At 63.6% G+C, this 11640-nt stretch carries 10 protein-coding genes and 2 pseudogenes; 3 read left to right on the top strand and 9 right to left on the bottom strand.

The window, feature by feature from the left end; translation table 11 throughout:
* Nucleotides 1-17: 17 nt before the first annotated feature.
* Nucleotides 18-1311, bottom strand: a pseudogene (locus tag G6N50_RS13150) (IS3 family transposase).
* 25 nt (nt 1312-1336) lie between these two features.
* Between G6N50_RS13150 and G6N50_RS13155 the strand changes: the two are divergent.
* From G6N50_RS13155 to G6N50_RS13165, 3 genes are all read left to right on the top strand, one after another.
* On the top strand, nt 1337-1609 hold the full coding sequence (locus G6N50_RS13155; protein ID WP_142275835.1) for a transcription antitermination regulator: 273 nt from the start codon (nt 1337-1339) through the stop codon (nt 1607-1609).
* Nucleotides 1610-2126: 517 nt separating this feature from the next.
* On the top strand, nt 2127-3248 hold the full coding sequence (locus G6N50_RS13160) for a CapA family protein (RefSeq protein ID WP_163650844.1): 1122 nt from the start codon (nt 2127-2129) through the stop codon (nt 3246-3248).
* A 288-nt stretch (nt 3249-3536) separates the two neighbouring features.
* A protein-coding gene (locus tag G6N50_RS13165; protein WP_163650845.1) for an IS3 family transposase occupies nt 3537-4831 on the top strand; the annotation gives its coding sequence in 2 pieces (ribosomal slippage) (nt 3537-3810 and nt 3810-4831; 1296 coding nt in all).
* A 127-nt stretch (nt 4832-4958) separates the two neighbouring features.
* Here G6N50_RS13165 and G6N50_RS29715 read toward each other — a convergent pair.
* The 8 genes and pseudogenes from G6N50_RS29715 to G6N50_RS13200 form a co-directional block, all read right to left on the bottom strand.
* The gene (locus tag G6N50_RS29715) at nt 4959-5084 is read right to left on the bottom strand and encodes a hypothetical protein (RefSeq protein ID WP_264028851.1); all 126 of its coding nucleotides are present in this window, start codon (nt 5082-5084) and stop codon (nt 4959-4961) included.
* Between the two features lie 95 nt (nt 5085-5179).
* Nucleotides 5180-5329: pseudogene (locus tag G6N50_RS29380) on the bottom strand (HAD hydrolase family protein); the annotation flags it as partial.
* Between the two features lie 79 nt (nt 5330-5408).
* On the bottom strand, nt 5409-5843 hold the full coding sequence (locus G6N50_RS13175) for a CBS domain-containing protein (protein WP_083099406.1): 435 nt from the start codon (nt 5841-5843) through the stop codon (nt 5409-5411).
* Nucleotides 5844-6272: 429 nt separating this feature from the next.
* Complete coding sequence (locus G6N50_RS13180) at nt 6273-6647, bottom strand: GNAT family N-acetyltransferase (RefSeq protein WP_158086114.1); 375 nt, start codon at nt 6645-6647, stop codon at nt 6273-6275.
* A gap of 211 nt (nt 6648-6858) precedes the next feature.
* On the bottom strand, nt 6859-7314 hold the full coding sequence (locus G6N50_RS13185) for an Hsp20/alpha crystallin family protein (protein WP_169926983.1): 456 nt from the start codon (nt 7312-7314) through the stop codon (nt 6859-6861).
* A gap of 123 nt (nt 7315-7437) precedes the next feature.
* Entirely contained in the window at nt 7438-9513 is a 2076-nt protein-coding gene (locus G6N50_RS13190) for an amylo-alpha-1,6-glucosidase (RefSeq protein ID WP_232068986.1), read from the bottom strand.
* Nucleotides 9514-9572: 59 nt separating this feature from the next.
* The gene (locus tag G6N50_RS13195) at nt 9573-10793 is read right to left on the bottom strand and encodes a glycosyltransferase family 4 protein (RefSeq protein ID WP_083099418.1); all 1221 of its coding nucleotides are present in this window, start codon (nt 10791-10793) and stop codon (nt 9573-9575) included.
* A gap of 221 nt (nt 10794-11014) precedes the next feature.
* Nucleotides 11015-11494 (bottom strand): Hsp20/alpha crystallin family protein, encoded by a 480-nt coding sequence (locus tag G6N50_RS13200; protein ID WP_142275779.1) that lies wholly within the window; start codon nt 11492-11494, stop codon nt 11015-11017.
* Nucleotides 11495-11640: the final 146 nt, after the last annotated feature.

An 11640-nucleotide genomic window follows, 5' to 3' on the forward strand; every position in this document is an offset into this window, starting at 1 on the left:
CTGAAGCATCCCGGGTTTCATGCACCCTCGGGGTTCTGTGAGCCGGCCGGTTGGTCGGTCACGTGTTGGGAATAGTACCGGGCTTCGGCTTCGGCGGGTGGGACTCGGCCGAGGCGGTGCATGAGGCGCTGCTGGTTGTACCAGGCGACGTAGTCGGCGGTGATGTACTCGACGTCACCGACCGTGGTGAGCGGCCCGCGACGGAACGGGGAATCAGGCCGGATGCACTCAGTCTTGTAGAGTCCGATCGTGGTCTCGGCCAGAGCATTGTCATAGGCATCGCCGACACTGCCGACCGAGGGTCGGATGCCCGAAAGGGCAAGTGTTTCACCGAATCTCACGCTGGTGTACTGCGATCCTGCGTCGCTGTGGTGGATGGCGTCCTCGATCGGGTGACCCTGACGCGACCGCAATGCGACGGCCTGACGGATCGCCGATTCGACGAACTGGGTCTGCTTGGAGGCGCAGGCCTCCCATCCCACGATCGCCCCGGCGTAGGCGTCGATGACGAATGCGACGTAGACGAACACCCCCGTGACGAGCTTGACGTAGGTGAAGTCCGCAACGAGCAGCTGGTTGGGTGCGCCCACCCCGAACTGGCGATCCACCAGATCCGGTGGCCTCACCGCCGCCGGGTCGGCGATCGTGGTGCGCACGGCCTTCTGGCGGCGTACGCCCTGCCACCCGTTTCGGCGCATCAGGCGTTCCACCGTGGACTTCGCCACCGGGATGCCTTTGCGCTGCAGATGTGCCCACATCTTCACCGACCCGTACAGCGACTCAGCTTGCGCCGGCCGTGCTCATCGGGTTCGTAGTAGCCGGCCAAGACCTCGCTGATGGTGGCGTCCCACAGGGCTCGCTTCGACGGTGCCCGCTTGACCCAGGCGTAGAAGGTGCGTGGGGCGATCGGCACACCGTGCTCGGTGAGCACGCGGCAGATCGGAGCGACCCCGAAGCGGTGCCTGTGTTTGGCGATGAACTCGCAGACCGAACTGGTCAGCGGCGGTTGCGCGGGTCGCTCTCCCGCACGAAGAAAGACGTTGCCGCCTTGAGGATTTCGATCGTCTGCTCGAGCTCGGCGTTGCGCCGCTTGAGGGCGCGGATCTCAGCGGCCGCCGCCGAGGAGACACCGTCACGATCACCGTCGTCGACCTGCTGCTGACGGATCCAACTACGCAGCGTCTCGGCCGTCATCCCCAACCGCTTGGACACCGCCGTGATCGCCGCCCACTCACTTGGGTAGTCAGCACGGTGCTCCAACACCAGACGGACCGCCTTGGCCCGCGTCTGCGGGTCGTACTTGCTCGGCATGACATGCACCTTCCCAAGGAAGGAGGTGCGCATCAAACGCGGGATGGTTCACCGCAGCGCCCAGCGCAATCTCGGCGCTGCCGAGGGCATACTGGTTGCCTTACGTCATTGCAGGCTCGATGAGGCGTTCATCGACATCGTGCAAACAGCCAAACGCCATAGTGTGGCCCCGTTGGAGTTGGCCGATGCGCTCGTGACGATCGCTGAAAACGATGTGCCTCGCGACTTCGATAACGCGGTCGTTACGGCCGTTGACCAAGCCTGGGGTGCCTTATTGGGCGGAGGCCGGGGGCGGTGACTGCGAACGAGCCAAACAGCCGCCGATGACGGTTCGCACATCCGCTCGCTGCCCAAACTGATGGGACTCCAACCGTGATCCCTATTCCGCACGCCGATAAGACCGACGTCGCCGAGCTAGCTCGGCCGGTCGATGATGATGAGCAATGCGACGTGTTACCCGTCCTGCTCGGCGACGATCGGGATGACGACGTCGCTGACCTGTTCGACCAGAAGTTGTCGGTCTTGGCTCACGATGGCGGTCATCCACCGGCCGTCATCCATGCTGCGGCAGCGCCGGTCACCGACCGTGTCTTCTGGCCTACCTGGGAATCCAATGCGCTTTCAACACAACGGTCATTCATCGACGACTTGGCGTCGCGGAACCAGCCGTACCGACTAAACTGGTGATGACCAATGACTGGGTCGAGCAACATCGCAGTGATTCGACACGCAGCTCGAGCGGATCGGTCGTGTAGCCGGGCACAACTCGCCTCCGTGCGACCGTCGCGGCTTCGTCACGATCGACAGCCGAGCCCATGATCGCCCAGTCTGGCCGTGGCCGAACGATTTTCCTGTGCGGTGACGTCATGACAGGACGTGGCGTCGACCAGATACTGCCCCACCCGGGAGATCCGACATTGCGGGAGCCCATGGCTGACGACGCCCGCAGCTATGTGAGGTACGCCGAGGAGACCAGCGGCCCGATTCCCCGGCCGGTCGATTTCGCATGGCCATGGGGGGAAGCGCTGGCCCTCGTCGACCACTTCGCGCCCGACTTGAGGTTGATCAACCTCGAGACCACCATCACCGCCGACGGCGAACTCGCGCACGGCAAGTCTGTGCACTACCGCATGCACCCCGACAACATGACGTGCCTGACCGCGATGCGACCAGACGTTTGCGTACTGGCCAACAACCACATCCTCGACTTCGGGCAGCGCGGTCTTATCGATACATTGGAGGCGCTGAACCGGGCCGAAATCGCGCATGTGGGTGCTGGGCTCGACTCCGACCACGCCGAACGCCCCGCGATAGTGACCCTGTCCGACGGACATCACGTCGTGATTGCCTCGGGCGCAACGGAATCTAGTGGCATTCCCCGCGGTTGGGCCGCGACCGCGGCCCGGGCGGGCGTCGCCTTCATTCCGAACCTGTTGAATCGCACCGCCACCGAGATGACCGACCGGGTACTTGCGCTAAAACAGCCCGGCGACATCACAATCGTATCCCTGCACTGGGGGTCCAACTGGGATTACGACGTTGCGCGCAGCCAAGTTCGCTTCGCGCGCCGACTGATCGACGCCGGGGTCGACGTCGTGCACGGGCACTCGTCACACCACCCACGACCGATCGAGGTTTACCGCGGCAAGCTCATCCTGTACGGCTGCGGGGACGCCATCAACGACTACGAAGGCATCAAGGGCTTCGAGGCCTACCGCAATGAACTGCGGCTTTTGTACTTTGCCTCGATCGAGCCCGACACCGGCAACCTCACCACTTTGCACATGACGCCGATGCGGGCCCGCAGAATGCGGCTCGACCACGCCTCACACCAGGACAGCGAATGGTTGCGCTCTACCCTCGAGCGCATCAGCCGGCGCTTCGGAACGTACGTCACCCTCGACCACGATGCCAACCTCATCGTCCACGGGTCGTAATCTGTGGTGGTCGTTCCCTTGCCGAAGTCCCAGTCCTGCAGGACCTTCCGTCGCCGCACTGCACTCTTTAACGTCCACACAAATAGATGACATGAACGGCCCCAACGACAGCTCAGATGTACAGATTCTCTAGGGAGACAGGCGGTCCCGGAACCTTGCTGAGCGCCGAGACCACCGGCGCAGCTTTACGGCCACACAGTGTACTTCACCACCGGTCTTCCTTCACCCACCAAACATTGAACCATCCCGCGTTTGATGCGCACCTCCTTCCTTGGGAAGGTGCATGTCATGCCGAGCAAGTACGACCCGCAGACGCGGGCCAAGGCGGTCCGTCTGGTGTTGGAGCACCGTGCTGACTACCCAAGTGAGTGGGCGGCGATCACGGCGGTGTCCAAGCGGTTGGGGATGACGGCCGAGACGCTGCGTAGTTGGATCCGTCAGCAGCAGGTCGACGACGGTGATCGTGACGGTGTCTCCTCGGCGGCGGCCGCTGAGATCCGCGCCCTCAAGCGGCGCAACGCCGAGCTCGAGCAGACGATCGAAATCCTCAAGGCGGCAACGTCTTTCTTCGTGCGGGAGAGCGACCCGCGCAACCGCCGCTGACCAGTTCGGTCTGCGAGTTCATCGCCAAACACAGGCACCGCTTCGGGGTCGCTCCGATCTGCCGCGTGCTCACCGAGCACGGTGTGCCGATCGCCCCACGCACCTTCTACGCCTGGGTCAAGCGGGCACCGTCGAAGCGAGCCCTGTGGGACGCCACCATCAGCGAGGTCTTGGCCGGCTACTACGAACCCGATGAGCACGGCCGGCGCAAGCCCGAGTCGCTGTACGGGTCGGTGAAGATGTGGGCACATCTGCAGCGCAAAGGCATCCCGGTGGCGAAGTCCACGGTGGAACGCCTGATGCGCCGAAACGGGTGGCAGGGCGTACGCCGCCAGAAGGCCGTGCGCACCACGATCGCCGACCCGGCGGCGGTGAGGCCACCGGATCTGGTGGATCGCCAGTTCGGGGTGGGCGCACCCAACCAGCTGCTCGTTGCGGACTTCACCTACGTCAAGCTCGTCACGGGGGTGTTCGTCTACGTCGCATTCGTCATCGACGCCTACGCCGGGGCGATCGTGGGATGGGAGGCCTGCGCCTCCAAGCAGACCCAGTTCGTCGAATCGGCGATCCGTCAGGCCGTCGCATTGCGGTCGCGTCAGGGTCACCCGATCGAGGACGCCATCCACCACAGCGACGCAGGATCGCAGTACACCAGCGTGAGATTCGGTGAAACACTTGCCCTTTCGGGCATCCGACCCTCGGTCGGCAGTGTCGGCGATGCCTATGACAATGCTCTGGCCGAGACCACGATCGGACTCTACAAGACTGAGTGCATCCGGCCTGATTCCCCGTTCCGTCGCGGGCCGCTCACCACGGTCGGTGACGTCGAGTACATCACCGCCGACTACGTCGCCTGGTACAACCAGCAGCGCCTCATGCACCGCCTCGGCCGAGTCCCACCCGCCGAAGCCGAAGCCCAGTACTATTCCCAACACGTGACCGACCAACCGGCCGGCTCACAGAACCCCGAGGGTGCATGAAACCCGGGATGCTTCACATCCCGCCGTCGTGGGCAATTGAGCGTGCGATTCCAACACGACGCTATCCCGCAGACCGAGCCTAAGTCCCCATGATCGGTTTCGCGCCCGCCGCGCGCTTTCTGTGTGGTCATTTTGGCTTTTCCTCAGCGGCCGGACGTTGCGGTTCACGTTCTTTTGCCTCCCTGCGCAGACGCAAGTACATCTCTGCACCGAGCAGACGTTTAATGACTTCAAGGTAACGGTTATTAGCCATGTCAGCTCCTCATTTCTGGCTAGCCGCGGCCCTGGCTTCCTGGTATCTGGGTCGAGGTTGCGTCGTCGCAGGTGCCGCGGTGCATCGAGGACGAGATCGGCATGTTCTTTGACCGAAGGAACGGCATCGGCGACCGCTGCGCCGATTCGGCGAATGCCGAATAGGGACAAGTCGTTCTCGGCGTCTCCGACCGCGATGGTGTTGTGAGGCAGAAACTCCAAAAGGCAACCCGTTGAAAGGGCCACTTTGCCATCGCAAACCCCGTGTATACCCTCGAGGCGCCGCAGCGCGAGCGGGGCATCAACACGGACATTCTGGCGTGAGTTAGTGGCTGGTGATAGCCGTCTGCGAGCAAATGGCCTTCACGAACTGGGCGATCGCGTGCTCGGGAAGATGGCGTGCGATATCGGCTTCGCTGACGATTCCCACCAACCGGTGATTGTCGATTACCGGTAGCCGGCGAATCTGATGCTCCTCCATCAGGTTGAGCATCTCTTCAACTGTGGCGTCGGCGTCGACACGATAGGTGTTGCCCTGGGCCAGTTCACCCGCGGTAACGGTATTGGGGTCACGGCGGGACGCGATGCACTTGATGACGATGTCGCGGTCGGTGATCATTCCGTGCAGATGGTCATCATCGCCGCAGATCGGCAGGGCACCTACACCCAGATCGCGCATGTGCTCGGCTGCGGCGGTCAGTGTTTCGTGCTCGGCGACACAGTTGGCTCCGGCGTGCATGATTTCACGTGCAGTGGTCATAGCTTTCTCCTTAACATCCGGATCTATTGGCTGATAGTCGGAACCTAGGGCGATAGGCCGGGAACCTGTAGGGCCATTGGGCCCCTTATCAGAACAACTAGAACGGTCGCTGGTTGATTCGCATACGGCCTGATGCGCCGTACTCCGGCGAGGCGTCGTCGGTGCACATTTGCGGATACGGCCGGTATCGCGAAAGCGGTTGTGCAGCAGTCACCCTCGATGAGGAGGAGGCCGGCACCGCCGACGGTAGTTGATGTAGGTTCGCTGACCACAGGTACTGCGTGTCCAGGCGCGATGATCATCGACGCCCGTGAAAATTCTGGCGCCTCCCCCTGTTTCGCGCTTGTATTAGGCAGAGTCGGCCCGGCAGCCGTACCCGTCTGTCTTTGCGGTCGGCCAAGAAGAGTCGTCGAGCGATTCCAAGAGCACTCATGGGGTGTCGGGTAGGTCGATCCGGAAGCGCAGAACCAGTCCACCATCGGAAAGCCGCTTATGCGGCCAGTTGGCGTCGGAGAGCACCTGCAGCATCAGATGGTTTGTCGCTAACACGTCGGCGGTGAATCGGCGAATTCCCCGCGAGATCGCGACCTCGCCGAGGTGTTCGAGCAGAGCGGTTCCTACACCGACCGAGTGCTCGTCGTGCGCGACTGCGATCGCCACTTCGGCGGTCTGGGGATCGTCATCACTCACCACGTAGTGGGCCACACCGATCAATCGATCGCCATCGAAGGCGCCCACAGCGCAGCACATCCCGTTGAGTCGGGTGAGTTGCTGCGCGAGCCGTTCCAGATGCGCGGGCCGCATTGTGAAAAAGCGTAGATACAGGTCCTGGTCGGGTAAATCCTTGTGAAGCGCCAATACGGCCTCGGTGTCTTGGCCAGCCAGCCAGCGTAGGGACACGACCCTGCCGTCGAGAAGCTCGACGGCAGTGATGCTCGCTAGTGACTTCCTCGGAGCGCTATTAGGCGGTGGTCCCGGAACCTGATTCGACTCCGGGACCATCGGGGATGTCGGGTTAGCTGGCGGCTTGTACCGCGACGTGCTTCTCCGCGGCTGCCATGGCTGCCTGTTCGGGCACGGTCACGTCGACGGTCAGGATGCCCTTGTCGTAGCTGGCTTTGATGTCGTCTTCGTTGGCGCCAGCCGGCAAAGTGACCGCGCGGGTGAATGAGCCGTAGGAGAACTCTGAGCGGCCCTTGGATTCTTTTCTCTCGCTGCGTTCGGCCTTGATCGTCAACTGGCCGTCGCACACGGTGATGTCGACGTCCTTGACTGGATCGATGCCGGGTAGTTCGGCACGCAATAGGTAGTGCCCATCTTGCATTTCGTCCTCGAGTCGGATCAGGTGGGCGTCGATCATCGGACGCAGCCCTGTCCGCGATGGGAAACCGGTCCATACATCCGACCAGAAATCGGACCAGTCCGGCAGCCACGAGCGAGGTTGACGACGTGCAGGGAGATCAGCCATGATGCTCCTTCGTGGTTGGTTGTTGTAGGACTTACCATTTCGATCTTTCAACTTATGCGTTGCCATACGGTAGGGGCCGAAGTCCCATCCGCGGGGGTCGTTTGTCGGCGTAACGCGTCGAGCGTATTAGTCCGTGCAGTCATCGGCTGGTTTTGACGTGACCAGTTGCCAGTCGTGGGGCACTCCTTGGGCAGTCACCGTTTGGCCCTCGGCTTGCAGTTGGACGGTGGCCGGGCCAAGCCGCAAATCGGTGAGGGTCAGTCGGCCCCATCGACGCGGCAGGTGCGGAACCACGGTCAAGGTGCGCTGAGGTACGTGGGGAGCCAGGCCGAGAAGCGATCGCACCAGCAGCAGCGGTGCGGCACTGGCCCATGCTTGCGGTGCGCACGCGGTCGGGTAGGGCACCGGCCGGTAGAACCGTGATCGGGCGAATCCACAGAACAATTCGGGTAGGCGCCCGTCGAACGCGTCGGCCGCGTCGAGCAGACCGTCGGCAAGGCGCTCGGCCAGTGTGATCGCTCCGGGAAGGTGCCGGTAGCGCAGCAGGCCGGCCACCGCGATGGCGGTGTCGTGCGGCCACACCGAACCGTTGTGGTAGCTCATCGGGCTATAGGCGCCCATCGTCGAGGCCAGGGTGCGTAACCCGAACCCACAGTCCATTTCCTCGCTCGCGAGCCGCTCTATCATTTCGGCGGCGTGCTCATCGGTGGCGATTCCGGTCCACAGGCAGTGCGCGATGTTGCTGGTGAGTGCGTCGACGTGACGTTTGCTGCCGTCCAGAGCAATTGCATACCAGCCCTTTTCGGGGAGCCAGAATGCTTCGAGGAATTTCCCGCGCAGGGTGTCGGCGTGGTCACGCAGCTCGGCGGCTTGGGCCGGGTCGCCGAACGCCTCGGCCAGCTCGGCGCGCGCCAGCAGCGCCGCATATTGATAGCCCTGCACTTCACACAGCGCGATCGGCGGCTCGGCGGTGCGGCCCTCGGTGTCGTTAATCGCGTCGAAGCTGTCCTTCCAGCCCTGATTGATCAGCCCGCGGTCGGTCGCACGTCGGTATTCGATGAAGCAGTCGCCGTCGCGGTCACCGTATTTCTGGGCCCAGGCCAGGGCGGCGTCGGCGGCCGGAAGCAGCGAGCGCACCGCGGTTTCGTCGGCCCCCCACCGCCAGCACTCTCCCAAGAGCATGACAAACAGTGGGGTCGCGTCAACCGAGCCGTAATAGGCGACACCGTCGAGCGCGCCGCCGCTGCCGGGCCCGCGGCGCAGCTCGTGCAGGATCCGGCCCGGTTGCTCCTCGGTCATGGGATCGAGGCGCCGGCCCTGCAGCCCGGCGAGCCGCTGCAGCGTGCCCAGTGCAACGCCGACATCTAGTGGTAAGACCATCCATGCGGTCAGCAGGCTGTCGCGGCCGAACAGTGTCATGAACCACGGCACCCCCGCCGCGACGAACGGCTTGGTGTCTTTTTTTTCGTCGCAGATCAGCAACGCCCCCAGGTCGCTTTCTGTGCGGCGCAATACCTGGGTGAGCAGCTCGTCCTCGGCGGTTAGGTCGGTCGTGCGGTCACGCCATGCTTTGACGGTGCGGTCGGGTTTCAGGGTTTTGAGGTGGTCGCGGCGGGTGGGCACCTGGCGGTGTGCCGGTGTTGGTTGCGCGACGATCTCGGCCTGCCAACGTCGCCGGGCTGGCAGGACGATCTGCCAGGACAGCACGCCGGGTATCACGGTGGGATCCGCGGAGGCGACCACAGACAGTCCGCGTGCGGGATCGGTGAGGTCGGCCAGCACCAGTTCGGTGCCGAGCACCGTCGGTTCGGCGCCGTGCAGCGGTGCGCGGCCCTGCTTGACCGCGAAGAGATCGGCGAAATCGGCGTCGGCATGAATTTCTAGGCAGACCACGGTGCTTTCGTGGCCGAGGTTTTCCAGCGTGATCGTTTCGCGCAGGCCCCCGGCGATGAATCGTTCACGCACCAGCAACAGGTTGCTGTCACAAAATCCTGCGCGCGGGGCTTTGCGCAAGATGAATTGTGCGGTAAAGGGTTCGGGGGTCTGCACGGACAGCATGTCGGGCGTGTGTCCGTCAACGAGTAGCTCCCACCGCGACAGCACCCGCGTGTTACGAAGAAACAATCCCTGCGACGTTCCCGGGACGATGTCACCGTAGGCGTTGGACAGGCAGAACGTCGGGCCCTCGACCAGGGTGACCATAGCTGCAGCATCTTTGGTGCAAACCGGTTCATGGGTGTCGTGTGTGGGCGTGGGTGCGGTCATGCGCTTACCTCCAGGATTTGGCAGGCAGGCCGAGGCCGGGCCGGCGTGGGGGCCAGCCCGTCCGCCTGCGGCATCGCGGCAAGCGCTCGCCGGTAGATGCGTTCGTAGCCCAACCCGAGCTGCTCGACGCCGAAGTTGGCCTCGACGTGGCGACGGCATGCTGCCGGGTCGATCGTTGCGGTGCGGCCGATCAGCTCGGCAAGATCGCTTGGGTCGTCGCAGGTGAACCCCGTCACCCCGTCGACGACAACCTCCGGGACGGCACCCCGACGCAGCGCCACCACCGGCGTCCCGCAGGCCATCGCCTCGATCATCACCATTCCGAACGGTTCTTCCCACTGCACGGGAAATAGCAGACAGCGAGCCCGGGCGAGCAGACTGCGTTTGGCCAGCGCATCAGCTTGGCCGTATAGGGAGTCGCGGTCACCCAGCAGGGGCTGGACCGTCTCACGGAAGTAGGCCTTCTCGGCAGGTTCGATGCACTTGCCGGCGAGGACCAGCGGAACACCGGCCTGGTGTGCGGCTCGCAGCGCCAGATCGGGCCCTTTATCGGGTGTGAACCGGCCTAAGAACAAAGCGTAATCCTCTTTCTCGGCCTGAAACGGCCAATCCTCGACTCGCAGCGCGTTGTGGACTCGGCCCACCCAGTTCAAGCCGGGGGCCAGTGTGCGTTGGCGGTCGCTGATCGCGACCAGGTCCACGTCAGCACCGATGTCGCGGTAGTAATCGTGCATGTCGGTGTGCACCGGGCCATGCGCGGTGACCACGGTCGCTATCCCGCGGTCTTGGTAGGCGACCGCGTTCAGGGGCCCGGCCAAGGTGTGGTCATGGACGACATCGACGCCGTCGGTAGCGGCGAGTTGCTCGACCGCGTGGCCGACCTTGAGCGCATGGACAACTTCGGGTAACGGCGTGCCGAGCAGCTCTGGCACCGCGCGGTCCCAGAGCGGCACAAAGCGAGCCGCGGTACCTGGCTGACCGGCACCCAACAGAGTCACGTCGTGCCCGCGTGCCACCAACTCGTCGGCCAGATCGGCCACCACCGCTTCAATACCCCCGTACGCGCGGGGCGGAACATCGAAGTAGGGCGGCGCGACCAGGGCGATGCGCAGGCGCTGTCTCGGGTCAGCATCCAGTTCAGCTGATCCCGGGAACAGCCCGTGCCTGCGTCTGGCTGCTGAATCGCTTGCCGCATAACCGGTGTGATCGATCTTCATTGCCAACATCCTCGGAGATGGTGATTAGTGTCTGCTGGAGCGCGACATCCGGAGGCCGATTGACCTCAACGCTGACGACATAAGTTCAACCTCTCCAGAAATCAGCCCGGGGCTGCACCGATGTTGCGGCCCAATGAAATTCGTCTGATGAAACCGCAGCTATTGTTTACCTGAGGAACGCCTTAATGGAATACCTTGGGTGACAACAGGATTCTGCGCATTTAACGGGAATGCCGCGAATGCCAGCGGCGGCGCTTCGACCCGGCTTGGATTACTGCCCGCACGGCGATGTGCTTCTCGGCCGGCGCAGCCCGTTCGGGGACGGCCACCGAAACGGTCAGGATGCCTTTGTCGTAGGTAGCTTTGATGTCGTCTTCGTTGGCGCCAGCCGGCAAGGTCGCGCAGCGCACAAACGAGCCGTAGCGAAACTCCGAGCGGCCGTCGGCTTGCGTCTTCTCGCTGCGTTCGGCCCTGATCGTCAACCGGCCGTCGCGCACGGTGATGTCGACGTCTTTGGCCGGATCGATGCCGGGGATTTCGGCGCGCACCACATAGTGGCCGTCAGTCACCTCGTCTTCGAGCCGCATCAGCTGGGTGTCGACGAGCAACGGAAGATCGGCCCACGTGGAGAAATCGGGGAACGATTCGGTGGGTTCGAACAGCCGTCGCGGCTGACGCTGCGCAAGAAGGTCACTCATCATGCTCCTAAAGGCTTAGGCGGTCGGCGTACCTGTTGATCCGACCACCCTCCGCGGGGCGTCGATAGGGACCGATGTCACCCCCCAGGGGGTCGTTTGTCCACGTGGGGCAGCGGAACACCGGTGGGCAGCGGCTCTCTTGGGCTGAA

It is taken from the genome of Mycobacterium mantenii (assembly GCF_010731775.1).
Lineage (GTDB): Bacteria > Actinomycetota > Actinomycetes > Mycobacteriales > Mycobacteriaceae > Mycobacterium > Mycobacterium mantenii.